The 21628-nt window shown below is 63.6% G+C and carries 21 protein-coding genes; 5 read left to right on the top strand and 16 right to left on the bottom strand.

What is annotated here, in order from left to right:
• Positions 1-434 precede the first annotated feature (434 nt).
• From msrQ to PNI01S_RS14850, 6 genes are all read right to left on the bottom strand, one after another.
• Positions 435-1043, bottom strand: a complete 609-nt coding sequence (gene msrQ / locus PNI01S_RS14825; protein WP_024767186.1) for a protein-methionine-sulfoxide reductase heme-binding subunit MsrQ — start codon at positions 1041-1043, stop codon at positions 435-437.
• Complete coding sequence (msrP, locus tag PNI01S_RS14830; RefSeq protein WP_084358507.1) at positions 1043-2053, bottom strand: protein-methionine-sulfoxide reductase catalytic subunit MsrP; 1011 nt, start codon at positions 2051-2053, stop codon at positions 1043-1045. Before msrP ends, msrQ begins: the two co-directional genes overlap by 1 nt.
• Positions 2054-2110: 57 nt before the next feature.
• On the bottom strand, positions 2111-2935 hold the full coding sequence (gene pssA / locus PNI01S_RS14835) for a CDP-diacylglycerol--serine O-phosphatidyltransferase (RefSeq protein ID WP_017516328.1): 825 nt from the start codon (positions 2933-2935) through the stop codon (positions 2111-2113).
• 149 nt (positions 2936-3084) lie between these two features.
• On the bottom strand, positions 3085-4101 hold the full coding sequence (gene ilvC, locus PNI01S_RS14840; RefSeq protein WP_017516327.1) for a ketol-acid reductoisomerase: 1017 nt from the start codon (positions 4099-4101) through the stop codon (positions 3085-3087).
• A 44-nt stretch (positions 4102-4145) separates the two neighbouring features.
• On the bottom strand, positions 4146-4637 hold the full coding sequence (ilvN, locus tag PNI01S_RS14845; RefSeq protein WP_017516326.1) for an acetolactate synthase small subunit: 492 nt from the start codon (positions 4635-4637) through the stop codon (positions 4146-4148).
• 2 nt (positions 4638-4639) lie between these two features.
• A complete protein-coding gene (locus tag PNI01S_RS14850) occupies positions 4640-6370 on the bottom strand; it encodes an acetolactate synthase 3 large subunit (protein WP_084358508.1) in 1731 nt (576 codons plus the stop codon).
• A gap of 403 nt (positions 6371-6773) precedes the next feature.
• On the opposite strand from PNI01S_RS14850, the gene PNI01S_RS14855 reads away from it, so the two are divergent.
• The gene (locus PNI01S_RS14855; protein WP_024767183.1) at positions 6774-7226 is read left to right on the top strand and encodes a DUF4124 domain-containing protein; all 453 of its coding nucleotides are present in this window, start codon (positions 6774-6776) and stop codon (positions 7224-7226) included.
• Positions 7227-7233: 7 nt separating this feature from the next.
• Here PNI01S_RS14855 and PNI01S_RS14860 read toward each other — a convergent pair whose 3' ends face one another.
• Genes PNI01S_RS14860 through mrcB form a run of 3 tightly spaced genes read right to left on the bottom strand, consistent with a single transcriptional unit; the run spans position 7234 to position 10722 of the window.
• The gene (locus PNI01S_RS14860; RefSeq protein ID WP_024767182.1) at positions 7234-7563 is read right to left on the bottom strand and encodes a YqcC family protein; all 330 of its coding nucleotides are present in this window, start codon (positions 7561-7563) and stop codon (positions 7234-7236) included.
• The gene (locus tag PNI01S_RS14865; RefSeq protein ID WP_024767181.1) at positions 7563-8381 is read right to left on the bottom strand and encodes a tetratricopeptide repeat protein; all 819 of its coding nucleotides are present in this window, start codon (positions 8379-8381) and stop codon (positions 7563-7565) included. Before PNI01S_RS14865 ends, PNI01S_RS14860 begins: the two co-directional genes overlap by 1 nt.
• A 16-nt stretch (positions 8382-8397) precedes the next feature.
• Positions 8398-10722, bottom strand: a complete 2325-nt coding sequence (mrcB, locus tag PNI01S_RS14870) for a penicillin-binding protein 1B (RefSeq protein ID WP_089285832.1) — start codon at positions 10720-10722, stop codon at positions 8398-8400.
• 217 nt (positions 10723-10939) lie between these two features.
• Between mrcB and PNI01S_RS14875 the strand changes: the two genes are divergently transcribed.
• The 3 genes from PNI01S_RS14875 to PNI01S_RS14885 all read left to right on the top strand — a co-directional run bounded on the left by PNI01S_RS14875 (position 10940) and on the right by PNI01S_RS14885 (position 13911).
• Positions 10940-12502 carry a bifunctional aminoglycoside phosphotransferase/ATP-binding protein gene (locus tag PNI01S_RS14875; protein ID WP_084358510.1) on the top strand — a complete coding sequence of 521 codons (1563 nt, stop codon included), beginning with the start codon at positions 10940-10942 and terminating at the stop codon, positions 12500-12502.
• Between the two features lie 231 nt (positions 12503-12733).
• Positions 12734-13006: a TfoX/Sxy family protein gene (locus PNI01S_RS14880; RefSeq protein ID WP_024767178.1), complete on the top strand. Its 273-nt coding sequence runs from the start codon at positions 12734-12736 to the stop codon at positions 13004-13006.
• 104 nt (positions 13007-13110) lie between these two features.
• Complete coding sequence (locus tag PNI01S_RS14885) at positions 13111-13911, top strand: Crp/Fnr family transcriptional regulator (RefSeq protein ID WP_024767177.1); 801 nt, start codon at positions 13111-13113, stop codon at positions 13909-13911.
• Between the two features lie 540 nt (positions 13912-14451).
• Here PNI01S_RS14885 and PNI01S_RS14890 read toward each other — a convergent pair.
• Genes PNI01S_RS14890 through PNI01S_RS14910 form a run of 5 tightly spaced genes read right to left on the bottom strand, consistent with a single transcriptional unit; the run spans position 14452 to position 19136 of the window.
• Positions 14452-15348 (bottom strand): ChaN family lipoprotein, encoded by an 897-nt coding sequence (locus PNI01S_RS14890; RefSeq protein ID WP_024765352.1) that lies wholly within the window; start codon positions 15346-15348, stop codon positions 14452-14454.
• A gap of 11 nt (positions 15349-15359) precedes the next feature.
• On the bottom strand, positions 15360-16127 hold the full coding sequence (locus PNI01S_RS14895; protein ID WP_024765351.1) for a heme ABC transporter ATP-binding protein: 768 nt from the start codon (positions 16125-16127) through the stop codon (positions 15360-15362).
• Positions 16127-17110, bottom strand: a complete 984-nt coding sequence (locus PNI01S_RS14900; protein ID WP_089285844.1) for a FecCD family ABC transporter permease — start codon at positions 17108-17110, stop codon at positions 16127-16129. The genes PNI01S_RS14895 and PNI01S_RS14900 overlap by 1 nt, the downstream gene beginning before the upstream one ends.
• A gap of 50 nt (positions 17111-17160) precedes the next feature.
• Entirely contained in the window at positions 17161-18054 is an 894-nt protein-coding gene (locus PNI01S_RS14905; protein ID WP_084358511.1) for a heme/hemin ABC transporter substrate-binding protein, read from the bottom strand.
• A gap of 26 nt (positions 18055-18080) precedes the next feature.
• Positions 18081-19136, bottom strand: a complete 1056-nt coding sequence (locus tag PNI01S_RS14910; protein WP_024765348.1) for a hemin-degrading factor — start codon at positions 19134-19136, stop codon at positions 18081-18083.
• Positions 19137-19376: 240 nt separating this feature from the next.
• Between PNI01S_RS14910 and PNI01S_RS14915 the strand changes: the two genes are divergently transcribed.
• A complete protein-coding gene (locus PNI01S_RS14915; RefSeq protein WP_038803381.1) occupies positions 19377-19706 on the top strand; it encodes a Rieske (2Fe-2S) protein in 330 nt (109 codons plus the stop codon).
• A 28-nt stretch (positions 19707-19734) separates the two neighbouring features.
• On the opposite strand, the gene sfsA is transcribed toward PNI01S_RS14915, so the two are convergent.
• Both sfsA and PNI01S_RS14925 read right to left on the bottom strand, forming a co-directional pair.
• Positions 19735-20442 (bottom strand): DNA/RNA nuclease SfsA, encoded by a 708-nt coding sequence (sfsA, locus tag PNI01S_RS14920; protein WP_024765346.1) that lies wholly within the window; start codon positions 20440-20442, stop codon positions 19735-19737.
• Positions 20442-21614 carry a pyridoxal phosphate-dependent aminotransferase gene (locus PNI01S_RS14925; protein WP_024765345.1) on the bottom strand — a complete coding sequence of 391 codons (1173 nt, stop codon included), beginning with the start codon at positions 21612-21614 and terminating at the stop codon, positions 20442-20444. The genes sfsA and PNI01S_RS14925 overlap by 1 nt, the downstream gene beginning before the upstream one ends.
• Positions 21615-21628: the final 14 nt, after the last annotated feature.

Here is a 21628-nt window from a genome sequence, read left to right on the forward strand (position 1 = left end):
AGTCGATCATCAGTCTTACATCACAAGCACCCACACGAATTGCTTGATTCAACTTGTTAAAGAGCAGTTGGTTAAGGCTTTCGTCTCAACCGAGGCGCGCATTCTACGCTAACCTCATCTTTCGTCAAGCTTTATTTTCGAAAATTTCTTTTCTACTCAATCGCTTGGGCTTCCGAGAAGCCAAACCTCTCATCAGCGGGAGGCGCATTCTACAGCGATCAAACTCGCTGTCAAGCACCTCGGCGACCTTCTTTTCAGCTCGCTGCCGGAGCAGCTAATGAAGAGCGGCAAGTGAATCACCTGCCTGATCGCCACCCCCAACCTCTAATCTCTGTAAGTACTTGATTTTCAAGTTCTTTCAGCGCTTCGTCGCTGGGAGTGGTGCGCATTATAGGGAGTTTAAATCGGCCGTCAACGACTAATTTAAACTTTCTTCAGCCGGCGGTCGGTCGACTGCGCAATCGAGGCAGCTGACGAGCTATCAGGGGCATGCGCAGGAGCATCAGCACAAGCCCTACGACTGCATAGATCGCCCAGCGCTCCAGATCAGACCGCACGACCCACAGCATATGCAACAACCCCAAACCGAGGATGACATATATCAGGCGATGCAGTTTCTTCCAGCTCGCCCCCAGCTTTCGCATGCTGTAGCGGTTGGAAGTGATAGCCAGGGCCAGCAACCCGAGGAACGCCCCGAAGCCGACAATGATGTAGGGCCGCTTGCTCAGCTCTACTCCCAATTGGGCCCAGTCCAACCCAAGGATGAAGACGGCATAGGCACTCAGGTGCAGCACTATATAGGTGAAGCACCAGAGACCCAGCTGGCGGCGAACCTGTACCCAGCCACCCCACCGGGTGACTTTCTGCAGAGGCGTCATCGCCAGGGTAATGAGCAACAGGACGAGACCGCCCTGGCCCAGCCTGTCCACCAGCGCCTTGCCCGGGTCCGGCCCCAGATCGAAGATCCAAGCCTGGTACAGCCAGAAGAGTGGCGGCGCCGATGCAGCCAGAAATACCCCGGCCCGCCAGAACGGATAGCGCATCAGTAGTCCTTCCTCAGATCCATGCCCGCATAAAGCGAAGCGACCTCATCGGCATAGCCGTTGAACATGAGGGTAGGACGAACATTGGGGCTGAATAGTCCACTGGGCAGACGACGTTCGCGCGCCTGGCTCCAGCGCGGATGGTCTACCGTCGGATTGACGTTGGCATAGAAGCCATACTCGTCCGAAGCCAGACTCTGCCAGGTAGTCTTCGGCTGCTCCTCGACGAAGCTGATCCGCACAATGGACTTGGCTCCCTTGAAGCCGTATTTCCACGGCACCACCAGACGCAGCGGCGCTCCGTTCCGGTTCGCCAGTACCCGGCCGTACATGCCGACAGCCAGAATCGCCAAGGGATGCATCGCCTCATCCATGCGCAGCCCTTCGACATAGGGCCAATCGATCAAGGCGAAGTTGGATTGCACACCCGGCATATCCTTGCGATCCACCAGGGTTTCGAAGCGCAGGTATTTCGCCTTGCTGGTCGGTTCGACCCGCTTGATCAGCTCGGAGATCGGAAAGCCGATCCACGGAATGACCATCGACCAAGCCTCGACGCAGCGCAATCGGTAGACGCGCTCCTCCAGCAGATAGGGTTTGATGAAGTCCTCGAGCGCGTACTTGCCGGGTTTACCCACCTCCCCATCGATCACTACGGACCATGGCTCGGTCTTCAAGGCACCCGCATTGGCAGCAGGATCCCCCTTGTCCGGGCCGAATTCGTAGAAATTGTTGTAGGTGGTCGCGTCCTTGAACGGTGTGATGGCTTCATCTTTTACCGTGACGGCATCCCAGCGTGTAGCGGCGAGCTTTTCCGTGAGCCAGGAAGGGGCAGCCGCTTCGGCGACATCGGCATAGCGACCGCCCTCGGCAAAACCCAGACGCGGCAATCCGGATAGAGCCGCAGCCGCCATCGCACCACCGAGAAAGTGGCGACGGGAGAGATAGAGGGATTCGGGCGTGACTTCCGATTCGTGGCAATCGGAAAGGCGGGACGACTTGATCAGCATGACGGGCTCCGCAACAACTGGCTGTATGCACCAGTAGACTGCGGAGCCCGCTGGAAATTACACGGCAGGCGGCTGCTTGCGACGGCGCAATTGCAACAAGTATTGCACCGGTCCGGAGGTTGCGTATGCAAGGAACAGCAGGAGCAGGATGCGCGGCGGGTCGGTGAAGACCACGGCGAATGCCAGCACCACTACCAGGATTGCCATAAACGGCACGCGGCCGCGCAGGTCAAGATCCTTGAAGCTGTAGTACTTGATATTGCTGACCATCAGCATGCCGGCGGCGGCGACCATCAGCGCAACCAGCAGGGAAACCTTGGCGCCCTGAACGTCGAAGTCGGCGAACGCCCAGACCGTACCGGCAACCAGCGCCGCGGCAGCCGGGCTGGCCAGACCGATGAAGTAGCGCTTGTCAGCCTTGCCCACCTGGGTATTGAAACGCGCCAGACGCAGAGCGGCACCAGCAACATAGATGAAGGCGACCATCCAGCCGACCTTGCCCAGGCTGCTCAGCGCCCACTCGAAAGCGACCAGCGCCGGAGCTACTCCGAAGGCGACCATGTCGGACAGCGAGTCGTACTCGGCGCCGAAAGCACTCTGGGTATTGGTCAGACGGGCCACACGACCGTCGAGGCCGTCGAGGACCATGGCGACGAAGATGGCGATGGCGGCGTTGGAGAAATCGCCGTTCATGGCATTGATGATGGCGTAGAGACCGGTAAACAGTGCTGCAGTAGTGAACAGGTTAGGCAGCAGGTAGATGCCGCGATGACGAACCTTGCGACCTTCGGCGTCATGACCCTCTTCGATGTGCTCATCGATGGGCAGCAGACTTTCTTCGGTGTCGGAAGCCTTGTTCGGCTCCTCGTGACCTTCACTCATGGACGATTCCTTGAGAACTCGTTGAGGCTGAGATTTGCCGGTGCACGCTTTTGCGTGGACACGTCCGGCACCCCCGCTTTATACCAGATCACCGCCCCTAAACGAAAAAACGCGGCAAGCGCCGCGTTTCCTCGTTTGTCGAAAGGACCTTAGTTCTTGGTCTTGTCGACGATCTTGTTGGCAGCAATCCACGGCATCATGGCGCGCAGTTGCTCGCCGATGACTTCGATACCGTGAGCGGCGTTGTTGCGGCGCTTGGCGGTCATCGACGGGTAGTTGGTAGCGCCTTCGGAGATGAACATCTTGGCGTATTCGCCGTCCTGGATGCGCTTCAGAGCGTTGCGCATGGCCTGACGGGATTCGGCGTTGATCACTTCCGGACCGGTTACGTACTCGCCGTATTCGGCGTTGTTCGAGATCGAGTAGTTCATGTTGGCGATGCCACCTTCGTACATGAGGTCCACGATCAGCTTCAGTTCGTGCAGGCACTCGAAGTAGGCCATTTCCGGAGCGTAACCGGCTTCGACCAGGGTTTCGAAACCGGCTTTCACCAGCTCGACGCAACCGCCGCACAGAACGGCCTGCTCGCCGAACAGGTCGGTTTCGGTCTCGTCCTTGAAGGTGGTTTCGATGATGCCGGTACGGCCGCCGCCAACGCCGCAGGCGTAGGACAGAGCGACGTTCTTGGCATTGCCCGAAGCGTCCTGGTAGATCGCGATCAGGTCGGGGATGCCGCCGCCTTTCACGAACTCGGAGCGTACGGTGTGGCCCGGGGCCTTCGGCGCGATCATGATCACGTCGAGGTCAGCGCGCGGTACGACCTGGTTGTAATGGATGGAGAAGCCGTGGGCGAAAGCCAGGGTGGCGCCTTTTTTCAGGTTCGGCTCGATCTCGTCCTTGTACAGACGGCCCTGGAACTCGTCCGGAGTCAGGATCATGACCAGGTCGGCAGCGGCAACGGCTTCGGCCACTTCGGCGACTTTCAGGCCGTGGTTCTGAGCCTTGGCAACGGAAGAAGAACCCGCACGCAGGCCGACGGTGACGTCGACGCCGGAGTCTTTCAGGTTGCAGGCGTGGGCATGGCCCTGGGAGCCGTAACCGATGATGGCAACTTTCTTGCCCTGAACGATGGAGAGGTCACAGTCTTTATCGTAGAAAACGCGCATTTGGGTAATCCCCTGTCAGTTGGCCTCGTGGGCCGTATTTCAAATCAGATGCTGAGAGTCTTGTCGCCACGGGCAATACCGGTGACGCCGCTGCGGACAACTTCGAGGATCGACGCGGTGCCGATGGCCTGGATGAAGCTGTCCAGCTTGTCGCTGGTGCCGGCCAGCTGCACGGTGTAGACGCTGCTGGTGACGTCGACGATCTGTCCGCGGAAGATGTCGGTGGTGCGCTTGACCTCGGCGCGCTGGGCGCCGGTAGCCTTCACTTTCACCAGCATCAGCTCGCGCTCGATATGCGCGCTCTCCGAGAGATTCACCAGTTTTACCACCTCGATGAGCTTGTTGAGGTTCTTGGTGATCTGCTCGATGACTTCGTCCTGACCGGCGGTGGTCAGGGTCAGGCGCGACAGCGTCGGGTCCTCGGTCGGGGCGACGGTCAGGCTTTCGATGTTGTAGTTGCGCTGGGAGAACAGGCCGACGACGCGGGACAGCGCGCCGGGTTCGTTTTCCAGCAGCAGGGAAATGATGTGTCGCATGATCAGGTACGCTCCGTCTTGCTCAGCCACATGTCGCGCATCGCACCACCGCGGATCTGCATCGGGTAGACGTGCTCGCTGGTATCGACCTGGATGTCGAGGAAGACCAGGCGATTCTTCATCGCGAAGGCTTCTTCCATCATCGGCTTCAGGTCCTTCAGGTCGGTGATGCGCATGCCGACGTGGCCATACGCTTCAGCCAGCTTGACGAAGTCCGGCAGCGATTCCATGTAGGAGTGCGAGTAGCGGCTGTTGTACTGCATGTCCTGCCATTGGCGGACCATGCCCAGCGCACCGTTGTTCAGGTTGACGATCTTCACCGGCAGGTCGTACTGCAGGCAGGTGGACAGCTCCTGGATGTTCATCTGGATGCTGCCTTCACCGGTCACGCACGCAACGTCTGCGTCAGGGAAGTTCAACTTCACACCCATGGCGGCCGGGAAGCCGAAGCCCATGGTGCCCAGGCCACCGGAGTTGATCCAGCGATTGGGCTTGTTGAAGCGGTAGTACTGCGCCGCGAACATCTGGTGCTGACCCACGTCGGAAGCGACGAAGGCATCACCGTTGGTGACTTCGCAGAGGGTCTCGATCACGGTCTGCGGCTTGATGATGCTGCCGTCGCCCATGCTGTAGGGGAACAGGCCGCGGGTGCCACGCCATTCCTCGATCTGCTTCCACCAGGCAGCCTGGGCTTCTTTGTTCGGGGTCTCGCCGATTTCCTTGAGGATCGCGACCATTTCGGTCAGGACGCTGTCCACCGGGCCGACGATCGGGATGTCGGCCTTGACGGTCTTGGAGATCGAGGCCGGGTCGATGTCGACGTGGATGATCTTGGCATTCGGGCAGAACTTGGCTGCGGTCTCGCCGTTGATCACGCGATCGTCGAAGCGCGCGCCGACGGCAAAGATCACGTCAGCGTGGTGCATCGCGAGGTTCGCGGTGTAGCTGCCGTGCATGCCGAGCATGCCGACGAACTGGCGATCGGTACCCGGATAGCCACCCAGGCCCATCAGGGTGTTGGTGACCGGCACGTTGAGCATGCGCGCGACCTCAGTCAGCGGCTCGGCGGCATTGCCCATGATCACGCCACCACCGGCGTAGATGATCGGGCGCTTGGCGGCGAGCATCATCTCGGCGGCCTTGCGGATCTGGCCGGAGTGGCCACGGACCGCCGGGCTGTAGGAGCGCAGCTTCACCTTCTTCGGGTAGCTGTATTCGAACTTCTGGGTCGGATCGCCCATGTCCTTCGGAATATCGATCACCACCGGGCCGGGACGGCCGGACTGGGCGATATAGAAGGCCTTCTTGATGACCTCAGGGATTTCCGACGGGTGCTTGATGATGAAGCTGTGCTTCACGATCGGGCGGGAGATACCGACCATGTCGGTTTCCTGGAACGCGTCGGTACCAACCATGTTGCTCGCCACCTGGCCGGAGATCACCACCATCGGGATGGAGTCCATGTAGGCGGTGGCGATGCCGGTGACGGCATTGGTCGCGCCGGGACCGGAGGTCACCAGCACCACGCCGGGCTTGCCGGTGGCCCGCGCATAGCCGTCGGCCATGTGGGTAGCGGCCTGCTCGTGGCGAACCAGGATGTGGGTTACTTCGTTCTCTTTGAAGAGAGCGTCGTAGATATGCAGGAGGGCACCGCCCGGGTACCCGTAGATGTACTTAACGCCTTCGTCACGCAGGGAGCGGACGACCATTTCAGCGCCGGATAAAAGTTCCACGTTGTCACCTCTAGAACGCTATATACGGAAACCCCCAACGTGGGGGACCGACTTGGATGGCTGCCCGGCAGACATGGGCGAATGTAATCGCCGGCTACGTCGACTGCCGATTGAGCAGAACCTGGAGACACTCCTGTTTGTGTTACGGAGAGCCTCCACCCAGCGCGAGGTAACGCGAAACAGGGTGAAACTTTGCGGCGCGGGTAGCACCTCTTGTCTGCCGAGTAAAACCAGCTTGCGGCCGGCCCACTGCAGCGAACCTTGGATTCTTCTGAAACGAAGCGACCAAGTCAAGCCATATATGGCTTTGAATGAAGCGGGGATGTGAACTTTCTCAGAGTGAATAAGCCCGCGATTTGGTTATAGTTACCGACAGACTCCGCACCCCAAGGATCGACAAAGCATGCGACGGACGATTTTCATGGGCAGCCTGCTGCTCGCACTGGCCCCGACCGTGATGGCCGCGCAGGTCTACAAATGGGTCGATGCCCAGGGCATCACCCACTTCGGGGCACAGCCACCGGAGGGCGCGAACGCCTCTGCCGTCAACACCAGTACCGCCCAGCCCAAGGCCACCAGCAACTTTCCGCCGCCCGTCGTTGCCAAACCGACACTGCCACCCAGCAATGACGAAAAGCAGAAGGCCGCCGACGAGAAGGTGCGCCAGGAAGTGGCGCAACAAGAAGCCGAGCGCATCAAGCAGTGCGAACTGGAGCGTACCAACCTGGCGCAACTCAAGAACAACCCGCGCGTTCGAGTAGATGATGGTAATGGCGACGTTCGCCGGATCACCGAAGAAGAACGTCAGGAGCGCATCGCAACCAGCGAGAAGAACATCCGCGAGAACTGCAACTGACGCCCGCTCAGGGCGTCGGGCTGATCAACTGGTCGAAGGCGCCGAGCGCATCGAGCAGACCAGCCACCCGCGCGCCCTCATTGGCATAAGCCATTTCCGCGATGGCACGGATCCCCGAGGCAGTGGGCAGGTCCGCGCCGCTCTCGATGATCAGCTTCATCCGCGGCAGAAATATCCACTGCAGCCACTCCTCCAGCGCCAGCGTATCCACGCAGAAGGGTTCGACGCTGGAAAGCCTGTCCGGCGACGGGCTTTCGCTTCCCCACAGACCGATTGCACGCAGCTCCCGCTCGATCAGCAGCAACTGATCGGCGACGGCCAGCACGCGCCCGTCCATTACAGGGTCACCTTGGCTTTCTGCCGTGCCTCGGCGGCGCCAGCGGTATTGCCCTGCTGGTCACGACACTTGGCGATCAGATCCCACAGACTGGCCTGCATGGTCGGGCGACCGTTGGCCAGCGACAGGCCACGCAGCGCCACCTGTTCGGCTTGCGCAGCATCGCCCTGTGCCAGGCGTACCTGGGCCAGCTTGTAGAGCACCTGCGGCTCGCGCGGAGCAATGCGCTGGGCGCGCTCCAGGCTGGCGGCAGCGCCGTTGAGGTCACCACCACCCTGCTGCTGCGAGGCGGAGGTAAGCAGCGCCAGCACCGGTCCATCCAGCTGCTCGTCCGCCGAGAGGCCAGAGTTGCTCGACGGAATGCCGGAAGGCCCCTGGTAGTTCTGGGTGGTCGGCGCAGCCTGCTGAGCCTGATTGATCGGCTGCTGGTAGGTCTGCGACTGGAAACCACCATTGGAGGTGATGCCACCACTGGTGGAGATTGGCTGCTGCGAGTAGCTCGTTCCCGTTGCTCCCGGCGCCGTGGTCATCGGCGAGGTGCTGATCGGCGCGGCGCCGCTCTGCGCCGGGAAAGTCTGGATCGGCGCCATGCCGGCATCCTGCGGGACCATCACGGTAACCCCGGAGTCACCCTGCGGGATGCTCTGGCCGGCACCGGCACGAACTGGCGCCTGGGTGTTGCCACCGCTGCGGCCAACGCGCTCCGAGTTGGAGACGGAGGTACCGGAGTCCTGCACGGGAATCGCACCCTGCTGCGGGGTCGCACAACCGGACAGAAGCGCCAGAGTCGCCGACGCTGCAAACCAAGCTTTTCTCACTTCCAATCCTCTTGCATCAGTTCAACCAGCCGCGCACCCAGTCCATGACTTCGCCGGCTGGCGTCTGGTTTCCGCAACCTGTGCCCAGCGCAGGTTCGCTTCCACGAATATAAGGCATCTGCACTGCGCCCGGGCAGTTGGCGTCAGTGCCCTGCCCGGTATGCGGATCGACCCAGGCCTGCACGACATTATCCGGCATCGGCATGTCCAGCGGCGCGGGATTGGCCTTGCGCATGAAGCTGGTCCAGATCTGCAGCGCACCGGTGGCACCGGTGAGCGGCGTCTTGCCATTGTCGTCGCGACCGATCCACACCACTGCCAGCAGGTCCTGGCCGAAACCGGAGAACCAGCTGTCGCGAGAATCGTTGGTGGTACCGGTCTTGCCCGCCAGGGTGAGGGACGCCGGCAACTGGTTGTAGACCGAGCGCCCGGTGCCTTCGCGCATCACGCGCTGCATGGCGCTCTGCAGCAGGTAGATGGCGCCCGGATCGAAACGCTGCTGGACCTGGAACGGATAACGCTTGAGCGGCTGCCCGTCTGCCGCCAGCACACTGCGGATGCTGCGCAGCGGGGTATTGAAGCCGCCACTGGCAATCGTCTGGTACATGGTCGCCACTTGCATCGGGCTCAGCGCGCCCGCGCCCAGCAGCATCGACGGATAGGCCGGCCAATTCGGCGACACGCCCAGGCGCTCCAGCGTCTTCAGGACGTTCGGCACGCCCAGGTCGAGACCCAGCCTGGCCGTGGACAGGTTCAGCGAACGGGCCAGCCCCTGGTAGAGGAAGATGGTGCCGTTGGCGGTGCCTTCATAGTTCTTCGGCGTCCACACCTGGCCATCCTTGCCCTTCACCTGGAACGGCTGGTCCTGGATGTAGCTGGTCAAGGTGTACTGGCTCGGACGCTCCAGCGCGGTCAGGTAAACCGCCGGCTTGACCAGCGAACCGATCGGCCGCACCGCATCTACCGCACGATTGAAGCCGGCGAAGCGCGGGTCACGGCTGCCGAGCAGCGCCTGGATTTCGCCGGTTTCCGGGTTGGTCACGACCATCGCGGTTTCGGTCTCGGCGACGCCCTTGCGGCCTTCCAGGCGCTTGAAGGTTTCGCTGACGGCGGACTCGGCCTTCATCTGCAGGATGGGGTCGAAGCTGGTGAAGATCCGCAGGCCTTCTTCGGTCAGGTCCTCGTCGCGATAGTCCTCGCGCAACTGGCGTTTCACCAGGTCGAGGAAGGCCGGATAGGAGCTGTTGGCCATGCTGCCCTGAGTGGTCACACCCAGCGGCGCCTGCTTGGCGGCAGCCGCTTCCTGGGCGGTGATCACACCCTGCTCGGCAAGCACGTCGAGCACTACGTTGCGGCGCTCCAGCGCACGCTCCGGATTCCGACGCGGGTTGTAATAGGAAGGCCCCTTCACCATGCCAACGAGCAAAGCCACCTGGGGCAACTTCAGCTCCGATAGCGGCTGGCTGAAGAAGTACTGGCTGGCGAGGCCGAAGCCGTTCACCGAGCGCTGGCCATCCTGACCGAGGAACACCTCGTTGAGGTAGCCCTCGAGGATTTCGCGCTTGTCGTAATGCAGTTCCAGCAGCACCGCCATCATGGCTTCGGTGAGCTTGCGCGACAGGCTGCGCTCGTTGGTCAGGAAGAAGTTCTTCACCAACTGCTGGGTCAGCGTGCTGCCGCCCTGGCGCAACTGGCCGGCGCTGGCGTTGACCCAGACGGCCCGGGCGATGGACTTGATCGAGACCCCGTGGTGGGTCCAGAAGTCGCGGTCTTCCACGGCCACCAGGGTATCGATCAGGTAAGGCGGCACCTGATCCAGCTTGATCAGGATGCGGTCTTCGTTATGCGCCGGGTACAGGCCGCCGATCAGCAGCGGCTCCATGCGCGCGACAGCGAGGTCGCCACCATTGGCGCGACTCAGGCCAGCCACGTAGTCGCCGGAGAAGCGCACGCGAATGCGCTGCGCAGGCTCGGCGCCTTCATAGAACTGGAAGCCACGGGTATTGAGGTCGACGGCGTTGCCGGACACCGACACGGCGCCGGGACCGGCGACCGAGGCCTCGCGGCGATAGCCCAGCGCATCCAGCTCGCGCAGGAAGTCGTCCTTGCCCAGTTTCAGGCCGACGAACAGCTCCAGCGGCCGGGCGTAGACCTTGGCGGGAATGGTCCAGCGCTTGCCGGAGAATTTCTCCTGGACAACCGCATCGAGGTACACGGCAAAACCGGCCAGCACCACGACACCAACCAGACCGAGCTTGAGAGCCCAGCCCAGCCACTTGCGCATGGCAGGCGACGATTTGCCGCTTTTTTTACGAGGTTTGGAAGATCGGGGACGCGTCATGGCGGCGCATTATACGTACTTTGTCCACAGGAGACAGACGCCGCTCCAGCGGGCGTCCGGGCTTGATGCGAACTGCCGCGCATCCAACAAGAACGGCAGTGGCCGAGCTATGACCCCGCGATGGCCATTTGGTTGCCGGCCGGCTGCAGAGTTTGCACCTGCCGACCCAGCCGCCATAATGCCCGCCTTTAGAAAATTCGACCGGAAAGGACATCACGTGAGCCAGACCCTACTCGCAGCCCTGCAGAACCCCGCCCTCTTCCCCCATCCGGTCGACGGTTTCCGGGTCATCGAAACCCACATTTCCTGGGTGCTGCTCACTGGCTCCCATGTCTACAAGATCAAGAAACCGGTGAACTTCGGCTTCCTCGACTTCACCGACCTCGCCAAGCGCAAGCACTTCTGCGAGGAAGAGCTGCGCCTGAACCAGCGTCTGACCGAAGGCCTGTACCTCGACGTCATCGCCATTACCGGCAGCGAATCCGCCCCGCAGATCGGCGGCGACGGCCCGGCCATCGAATACATGATCCAGTGCCGCGAATTCCCGCAGAGCCAGTTGCTCAGCGAAGTTCAGGCCCGCGGCGAACTTAGCGCCCAGCATATCGACGGCCTTGCCCATCAGATCGCCGACTTCCACCTGCGCACCCCGGTCGTCCCCACCGAGCACCCACTAGGCACTCCGGACGCCTGCATGGCGCCGGTGCGGCAGAACTTCGAACAAATCCGTCCGCTGCTCTCGGACAAAGCCGACCTGCTGCAACTGGATGCCCTGGAGGCCTGGGCGGAGTCCAGCTTCGAGCGCCTGCACGGCGTGTTCGAGCAGCGCAAGGCCAATGGCTTCATCCGCGAATGCCACGGCGACATCCATCTGGGTAACGCCGCGATCATCGACGGCAAGGTAGTGCTGTTCGACTGCATCGAGTTCAACGAGCCCTTCCGCTTCACCGATGTCACCGCCGACTACGCCTTCCTCGCCATGGACCTGGAAGACCGCGGCCTGAAGTGCCTGTCGCGACGCTTCGTCAGCCAGTACCTGGAATACACCGGTGACTACCAGTCGCTGGCCCTGCTGAATTTCTACAAGGCTTACCGCGCCCTGGTCCGCGCCAAGATCGCGCTGTTCAGCCTGGCGCACCAGACTGACGCCGTGCAGAAGGCCGCGACGCTGCGCCAGTATCGCAACTACGCCAACCTGGCGGAGAGCTACAGCGCCATTCCCTCGCGCTTCCTCGCGGTGACCGTCGGTGTTTCCGCCGTCGGCAAGAGCCAGGTCGCACTGCGGCTGGTAGAAGCGCTGGGCGCCATTCGCCTGCGTTCGGACGTGGAGCGCAAGCGCCTGTTCGGCGAACAGCAGGCCGACCAGCAAGGCCAACTGAAGGCCGGCATCTATGCTGGCGACGCCACCACCGCGACCTACCAACGCCTCAACGAGCTGGCCGTTGATATCCTGCGTGCTGGCTACCCGGTCGTACTGGACGCCACTTTCCTCAAGCGAGAGCAACGTGCCGCTGCCTGGGAAATTGCCGAGGAAACCGGGGTGCCCTTCCTGATCCTCGACTGCCAGGCGCCGGAAGCGGTGATCAGCAGTTGGCTGACCCAGCGTCAGGCCGAGGGCAATGACCCCTCCGACGCGACCCTGGAAGTGATCCAGGCGCAGCAGGCCAGTCGCGACCCTCTCAGCGCCGAAGAGCAGCAACACAGCAAGCGCGTCGACACCCCCGACGCCGCCAGCCTCGACGCCCTGGTCGCCAGCATCCGCCAGCGCCTGCCGGGCCTCTGATCCACCGTTTGTCGGCCGGAATCACCGCCACGCGATGACTCCGGCCGGTGGGCAGCGCCGCACGGCGCGCCCTGCCTGCGCCACATCGCCCTGCCCCGCTTTCAGGGCGATGTCACAACGCCACGCTTTTCTCATCCACCGCTACACTTTCCAGGGTGTGTCCGGCCGCTACGAGCAGTTCTCGGCCTTTTCAAGACCTGACACCCATCGTGCCCATCGCAAGGACCGACGATGAACGACGAACTGCTGCACCTGAAGAACCTCGGCAAGACCTCTGCCCAGTGGCTCCACGCCGTGGGCATCCACAACGCTGGCGACCTGCGCCGTCTGGGGGCGGTCGGCGCTTACCGGGCCGTGCGCGCCCGGGGCTTCCGTGCCTCCAAGGTGCTCCTTTACGCCATCGAGGGTGCCCTGCTGGATGTGCACTGGAACGACCTTCCTCCCGCGCACAAGGCAGCCCTTCTCGGCGAGCTTGAGACATTTCCCGCACGTAACAAGAGCTAGCTCACAAGCTCTGTGGGAAAATGTTTACGCAAGGTGCCTGTCCGCTTATGGTCTCAGGGCCCTTCGTGCGCCCTCGACCGTCGCCATATCAAGGAATTACGGCCATGTACCTACTCGGTGAACAACCTGCCTACGCCGATCGACTGATCAATCGCCTGCAGGGCATTCCGGCGCAATTGCTCGCCGGCCTGGAACCCGCTGGCGAAGCCATCCGCCTGGAGCGATCCGACGACCTGGAAGGCGAGTTGCCCGGCAAGCATCTGTTCCTCATCGAGAATGGCCTGGTCCATGCGCTGGTGGATGAGCGCCCGCTGTTCTACCTGCAGGAAGGCGACCTGGTCGGCCTGCGCCAGGGTATCGAGCTGCCACCGTGCCGTTACGTCAGCGAAGAACCTCTGTGCCTGATTCCCTATTCGCGCAGCGAAGTGTTCCGCCATATCCACAGCGACGAGGAGCGCCAGGAGCAGTTCCTGCACTACCTGATCGGCCACACCGCGCTGCTGTCCGACGCGCTGGCGCACCTCAAGCAACCGGAAATCCGCCCGGCTACCGGCTTCCAGCATTTCGCCGCCGGCGCGCAGCTGATCCAGCAGGGTGATGACGCCGAGCACGTGTTCATCATCATCGAAGGCCACGCCGAGGCCTTCGTCGATGGGCAGAAGGTCGGTGACGTGCAGAAGGACGAAATCTTCGGCGCCATGGCCGTGTTCACCCGCGAGAAGCGCAGCGCGTCGGTCATCGCCAGCGAGCCGTGCACCGTGATGGTGATACCCAAGGACCAGTTCCTCAGCCTGATGCAGAGCAACCCGCGCATCGCCCACAGCCTCATCGAGGGCATGGCACGCCGCATCGACCTGCTGAACAAGGAAGTCACCCAGTTGCGCCTGCAGCGCCAGCCGGACTGAGCCTCAGCCCTTTGAGAAAGCCCGGCCTTGCGCCGGGCTTTTTCGTTACCGCGGTAGCTCATTCGTCGATGAGAAAAAATCTGCAGAAAAGAGGTTGACTCTCAAATGATAATGATTATTATTGAGTCATCTGGTCGCGAGGCCAGATCGATAACCTCAAGAGACCACGCAGTCGGACTCTTCAGATTATCTCCTCATCAGGCTAATCACGGTTTCGACCCGGCACTTTGCCGGGTCTTTTTTTTGCCCCGGTTTTTACCTTTCCGTCCCATCGCCAATCCGCAGAAAAAACTTCGCATCAGTCGCAGAAAAGCTGTTGACTCTCAAATGATAATGGTTATTATTACAACAACTGGCTGCGAGGCCAGTTGGATAAGCTAGAGAGACCACGCAGTCGGACTCTTCAGATTATCTCCTCATCAGGCTAATCACGGTTTTAGACCCGGCACTTTGCCGGGTCTTTTTTTGCCCGCGATTTCTTGCGCGTCAGTCTGACAGCGAGCCTATGAAAAACGGAGCCTTCCGGCTCCGTCGTGTGACTTACAGGCTACCGCGCATCTGTGCACAGTAATCGGTGGCGGGCTGGGCCGGTGTATACCACAGGTAATCCGCCTGGCCGGGCTCCACGGGCTTGCCGACTTCCGCCAGCATCACCACCTTCAGCCCTTGCGCCGCGTCGATGTCCTTCAGATGCAGCGGCACTCCCAGATCGCGCCGCGCATGAAAGCCGCCGGCGATCAGCACGGAGGGTTCGGGAGCTGCCTTGAAACTTTCGGCCATGCGCCGGTCGCGCTGCTGCTGCACCGCCAGCATCGCCGGGTACTGGCTCTCGGGCAACAGGCCACAATGGGAACCACGGATGTCCTCCAGCAATGCATTGCGCACCGACGCGGCGGTGGACGCCGAGCCTTGCAGCTGCGGCTTGGTCCGGTAGATCTTCATGATCTCGCCCCGATCCAGGTTGGCCGCCAGTAGTGGCGCCGGCTGCTTCACCAGCCAGGTCACCAGCGGGCCGTATTGTGACCAGTCCCAGCCCGGCTGCCAGCGCAGCGCAGCGATCAGGTCGTTTGGCATGTCGCCCTTCGCGGCGGATGCCTGGGCGGCGCTGACTGCGCTCTGCTGGTCAGGGGCGAGCATTTCCAGCAGCACACTGCCACTCGGGCGACGCTCGGCCAGGGCGCGCACCAGCCAGAGTTCGAGGGCATGGTGATCCGGATTGTCGTGCTGCTCACCAACGATTACCCGCGGTGCCGCTGCAAGTCGATCAAGCAGCTGCGCGGGGGAAAGTTGCTCGCCGCTGCGCAGATCGCGGATTACCCCCAGCTCGGCGCTGTCGCGCTCTTCCGGGCTTTGCCAGTCTGGCAGCGGCGGCGCAGCCACCTGGCCCTGGCAGGCAGCGAGCAACGCCAGCAGTGTGACGAGCAGGACCTTCTTCATGGCGACTCCTATCAGCGCGCGATGATCAGCGGATGGCCGCGCTCCGGGTGCTCCTGAACCAGCACGTCGAGGCCGAAGACCGTGCGCAGGGGTTCGGCCTGAAGCACCTCGCGCGGCGTGCCGAGCAGATGTGCACGCGCCTCGTGCAGCAGCAACAGGCGGTCACAGTAGCGCGCCGCAAGGTTCAGGTCGTGCAGGATGACCATCACTGCCGCGCCACGCCCGGCGAACTCTTGCACAGCCTGCAGCGTGGTGTGCTGGTGCAACGGGTCGAGGGCGGACGTCGGTTCGTCCAGCAGCAGGATCTGCTCCTCTCCGCCCGGCCAGAGCTGCGCCAGCACCCGAGCCAGGTGCACGCGCTGGCGCTCACCGCCGGATAGCGCCAGGTAGCTGCGCCCGGCAAGGTGCGAGGCATCCGCGGCGCGCATCGCTTCGCGGATGATTGTTTCATCGCGCTGGCGGCCAGTGTCGTGAGGCAGCCGGCCGAACCCCACCACCGCCTCGACGGAAAAGGCGAAGTTCAGCGAGGACGATTGCGGCAGAACAGCCAGCCGCCGCGCGCGCTCGGGGCCCTGCCACGACTCCAGCGGGCGACCGTCGAGGCTCACCGCTCCGCTGGTAAGCGGCAATTCACCATTCAAGGCGCCGAGCAGCGTGCTCTTGCCCGCGCCGTTGGGGCCGAGCACACCGAGCACTTCGCCCGGCTGCAGCGTCACGCTCACATCCTGCAGGACGACCTGGGAGCCGCGATTCACCCGCAGCTTGTCTGCGCACAGCATCAGGAGCGCCCCCGGACCAGCAGATAGAGAAAGAACGGCGCGCCGATCAGCGCAGTGACGATGCCGATCGGGAGCTCCGCCGGCGCCAGCGCCAGGCGAGCGATCAGGTCGGCCAATAGTAGAAGGATCGCACCGCCGAACATCGATGCCGGCAGCAGCACGCGGTGATCCGGGCCGACGATCAGCCGCAGCAGGTGCGGCACGACCAGGCCGATGAAGCCGATCATCCCGGCCGCCGCCACCGCCGCGCCCACACCGAGGGCAGTGCAGAGGATCAGTTCGATTTTCAGTCGCTCGACGTCGAAGCCCAGGTGGCGCGCCTCGGACTCACCCAGCAACAGCGCATTCAACGCATTCACCCGACGCGGCAACCAGCAGGCTACCAGCAACGTGATCAGCAGCAGTGGCCACAGACGCGGGTAGCTCGCGCCATTGAGGCTGCCGAGGTTCCAGAAGGTCAGCGTGCGCAACGTGGCGTCGTCGGCGAGGTAGGTGAACAGCCCGATCAGCGCGCCGGCCAATGCCGTCAGCGCGATGCCGGCCAGCAACATGGTTGCCACACTGGTCTGGCCATTGTGGCGACCCAGCCGATACACCAGCGCCGTCACCAGCAGGCCACCGACAAAGGCGCAGGCAGACAACAAATAAGGAGCAAAGACTTCCGGCAGCCCGCCGATGGAGGCGCCGAAGACGATGGCAATGGCGGCCCCCAGCGCGGCACCGCTGGAAACTCCGATCAGGCCGGGGTCGGCCAGCGGGTTGCGGAACAAGCCCTGCATCGCCACACCGGCCAGCGCCAGCACGCCGCCGGTGGCGATGCCCAGCAAGGTGCGCGGCAGGCGGATCTGCCCGACGATCAGTTCAGCCTGGCCGAGCCCGTCGACGGACACCGGCAGCCCGAGCATGTGCGCCAGCGCGCGCAGGGTATCGCCCAGCGGCAGGCTCACCGGCCCGAGGGCCAGTGAGAGCCAGACGACCAGCAGCAGGAGAAAACCGAGGAACAGGAACAACGGTCGAGCGGTAACGATCCGGGTCAAGGACGACTTTCCGTGTTCAGGGCCTGCGCGGAAGGATAAAAGGCCTGGGCGAGGCTAGCCAGCCCGTCGGGGATGCGCGGACCGAGGCCACCGACCAGCAGGGTCGGGTCGAGCACCGGCACGCGGCCCTCGCGCACTGCGCTGGTCGCGGCGAGGCCGGGATTCTGCTGGGTCAATGCGGCACGTGCCTTGTCGCCGTCCAGGGCGCGGTCGCTGAGCACCACCACCTGCGGGTTCAGCGCGGTGAGCGCCTCGGTGGAGAGCGTCTTGTAGCCGGTATGGGTAGCGAGGTTGCGGCCGCCAGCATGCTGGATCAGCCAGTCGCCGGAGGTGTCCTGCCCGGCCACCAGCAGGTTGCCGCCGGCATGCCCGACCAGCAGCACGACACCGGGAGCGGCCTGTGCGGCCTGGGCCTTCTTCACCCAGGCGTCCTGCGCGGCAAGGCGTGCATCGAAGTCCGACTCGGCCCGCTTCGCCTTGTCCACCGCGCCGAGCAGTTCGCCCAGGCGCTGGATAGTGTCGTGCACGGTCTTTTCGTCAGCCTTGGCCGACAGTGTTTCGATCCGCACGCCCGCGGCACGCAATTGCTGCAGGACCGGCGGCGGGCCCATTTCCTCGCTGCCCAGCAGAATATCCGGCTGCAGCGCCAGGATGCCTTCGGCGGCGAGCTGTCGCTGGTAGCCGATCTTCGGCAACCCCTGCAGCGAAGCCGGATGCAGGCTGGTGGTATCGACGCCGACCAGCTTGGCCTCGCCCCCCAGGGCAACGACCCATTCGCTGAGCGAACCACCAGCGCTCACCCAGCGCTGCGGCAGCGCATCGGCCAGCGCGCTGGTGGCCGTCAGGCAGAGGCCGGTGAGCAGCCCGGCCAGCAGCGGACGGGCAGTCATGGAAGCTTTCTTCATCGTGTCGGCCCTCAGAGTGCCGGGAAGGATTCAGCAAGTTCGCGCCAGCCCTGCAACTCCGGAACTCCCGGCTTTCGTGCGCCAAACACTTGCAGCACCAATTCGCCCTGGGCATCGAAGGCTTCCCAGCTGGTGATCACGCCATCGCTGCTCGGCTTGCGCACGCGCCACAACTCGACCACGCCCGGCGTCTTCAGATGCAGGTTGAACAGCGGATCGAGGACGTTGAACCAGTTGTCCATCCACTTGAGGTTTTCCACGGTGCCGGTGTGGATCTGGATGCAATGGGCGTTGCCGACGAAGAGCATGATCGGCAACTGGCTTGCACCGGCAGCCTCCAGCAGGCGCGGCAGCTCGGCAGTATCCAGGGGCTCGGCCCACTCGCGGCCGGCCAGGCGCAGCGCCTGGGTGCGCTGGACCTTGTGCTTCTTCAGCAAGGCGAAGAAATGGTGGGTGTCCTTCAGGGCCGCCCAGCCCTCACGCAAGGCAGCAACGTCGATTTCGCCGTCGGCCAGCGCAACTGCCTTGGGCTCGAGCGGTACCAGCTCCAGATCGGCGCGCTGCCCGGCAGCAGTGAAGCTGCGCACCAGCGGGTCCCAGGCGGCGAGGTCGCTCTGCTCGGTGAGGAACACCTTGTGCACGGCGGTGCCCTGGCGGTCGAAGACCTGAATGCTGCGCTGGGTACCGTGGGCGGTCTCCTCGCTGACGGCGAAGGCGCTGGCCCAGCCGCCGAGGAACAGGCGCAGGTCGATGTCCGGGGAAACCACCAGGCCCATCTGGCCATTGGCGGAAACGGTCACGTCGCGGTACGGCCCCTTGCGCTCGTGCACACAATGCTCGTTGCGGGTCAGCGCCATGACCTGCCCCAGCTCGCCCAGTGCCGGCAGCAGCTCGGCCCAGTCGGCGCGCAGGCGCACGGCGTCCACCCCCAGGCGGCTGGCCGTCAGCTCGGCTTCGCTCACGGCCAGGTGGTGCGCCGCATCGCGGGCGCGCAGGCGCGGTTTCTCGGCGCGCAGCGCTTGCCAGGCGCGGTACAGCTCGGAGGCCGGCGCAGTCAGGGTCGTCATTGCAGAATTCCTCGTTCGAAAGGTGGCCTGCCGCGGTGCGGCAGCATGGACGAACCTTGCCACAGGGAAATCAGGAAATCTATGTGATAATTATTTGCATTAGATTGCAGAGAGGCTTAAGGTCGGCGCCGATTTCGCCGGGCTCCTGGCGAGCACCAACTTCAGCACACGGAAGTGCACCCTCTTCCGGTCCTGCCATCCACGCGCGGATAATGGCTGCCCTGATGGAGACCGTGTCGAATGATCCTGCTCTGCGCCCCGCATGACCTGGCCGAAGGCCAGAGCCGGGGCTTCAAGGCCGCCGGCCTGAACCTCTTCGCCGTGCGCCGCGAAGGCCGCGTGTACGCCTACCGCAACCGCTGCCCGCACCGGGAAATCCCCCTGGGCTACGATGCCGAGAACGTTCTCGATGACAGCGGCCGCCTGCTGCAATGCGGCCATCATGGCGCGCTGTTCCTGATCGAGACCGGCGAGTGCATCCAGGGGCCGTGCCTGGGGGATGTTCTGCAAGCGCTGCCCTGCCGAGAGGATGAACAGGGGATCTGGCTGGACGATAGCGACCCAGGATAGGAACGGTTCCGGGCCGGTTCGCGAGCGACTAGAGCAACACTTTCAGCGGCCGGTGCAGAAACATCTCCTGGGTATCAATCCGCGCCCCATACGCCAGCACTTCCACTCCAGCAGTACGCGCCTCGGCCAGCGCCGCCGCATAGGCCGGATCGATCTCCTTCGCCGGGCGCACCGCTTCGATCTCCGACAGGTTCACCGCATACAGCAGCACCGCGCGCATACCGTCGCGCGCCAGCGCCGCCAGTTCGCGCAGGTGCTTGGCGCCGCGCTGGGTAACGGCGTCGGGGAAGGCGGCGACGGTGGTGTCGTCGAAGCCCAGGGTCACGCTCTTCACCTCCACGAACACCGGCTTGCCGGCGTACATCAGGCGGAAGTCCGCGCGGCTGTTTTCCTGCCCGTAGGCAACCTCGCGGCGCAGTTCATCGAAGCCGGCCAACTCGGTCACCGTACCGGCCAGCAGCGCCTCTTCCACCAGCCGATTGGCCCGCCCGGTGTTAACGCAAGCCAGGCGCCCCTGCGGCGTCTCCACCAGTTCCCAGGTACCGGGCAGCTTGCGCTTGGGATCATCGGAGCGGCTGAACCAGACGCGGCAACCTTCGCTCATGCAATTGAGCATCGAGCCGGTGTTCGGGCAGTGGATGGTGAGCAATTCGCCGCTGGCGGTCTCGATGTCCGCCAGGAAGCGCTTGTAGCGTTTGATCAGGCGCGCCTCTTCCAGCGCCGGCTCGAAGCGCATCAGGGGCGCCAGGTCTTGAGGCCGCGGGCAATGCGTTCCACCGCCTGCTGCAGGCGCTCGACGCTCTGCGTATAGGCGAAACGCACATGGTGCGAGGCCTGGTAACGCCCGAAGTCGACGCCGGGCGTGAAGGCTACGTGCTCGGTCTCGATGAAGTGCTGGCAGAAGGCAAAGGCGTCACCGCCGAAGGCGCTGATGTCCGCGTACAGATAGAAGGCACCTTCCGGTTCCACGGCGATGCCGAAGCCCAGCTCGCGCAATGCCGGCAGCAGGTAGTCACGGCGGCGGCGGAATTCTTCGCGGCGCTCCTCGAGGATCGCCAGGGTGGCCGGCTCGAAGCAGGCCAGCGCGGCGTGCTGGGCCATGCTCGGCGCGCTGATGTAGAGGTTCTGCGCCAGCTTCTCCAGCTCCCCCACTGCATCCGGCGGCGCCACCAGCCATCCCAGGCGCCAGCCGGTCATGCCGAAATATTTGGAGAAACTGTTGAGGACGAAAGCGTCGTCATCCACCTCCAGGACGCTGGACGCGTCGATGCCGTAGGTCAGGCCGTGGTAGATCTCGTCCACCACCAGATGGCCGCCGCGCGCCTTGAGCGTGGACGACAGCGCGGCGAGTTCATCCTTGTGCAAGAGGGTGCCCGTAGGATTCGCCGGCGATGCGGCCAGAGCGCCTACACTGTCCTGATCCCAGTGCCGCTCGACGAGCTCCGGGGTGAGCTGGTAACGGCTCTCCGGGCCGACCGGCACCAGTTGGGCGGCGCCTTCCACCAGGCGCAGAAAGTGGCGATTGCACGGGTACCCCGGATCGGCCAGCAGCCAGTGCTTGCCCGGGTCCACCAGCAGGCTGCTGGCGAGCAACAGGGCGCCGGACCCGCCGGGCGTGACGAGAATGCGCTGCGGGTCGATCGACAGGCCGTAGCGCTGGGCGTAGAAGCCGGCAATGGCTTCGCGCAGAGCCGGCAGGCCACGTGCGGCGGTATAGCGCGTGTGACCATTTGCCAGGGCCTGCTGCCCGGCCTCGACGATGGGCGCCGCGGTGGTGAAGTCCGGCTCGCCGATTTCCAGGTGGATGACGTCGTGGCCCGCGGCCTGCAGCTCGTTGGCCCGCGCCAGCAGCGCCATGACGTGGAAGGGTTCGATGGCGCGACTGCGCGCACTGAAGGTGGTGGCCATGCAATATTCCGAAC

Origin of the sequence: Pseudomonas nitroreducens NBRC 12694 (genome assembly GCF_002091755.1) — a bacterium.
GTDB classification, from domain to species: domain Bacteria; phylum Pseudomonadota; class Gammaproteobacteria; order Pseudomonadales; family Pseudomonadaceae; genus Pseudomonas; species Pseudomonas nitroreducens.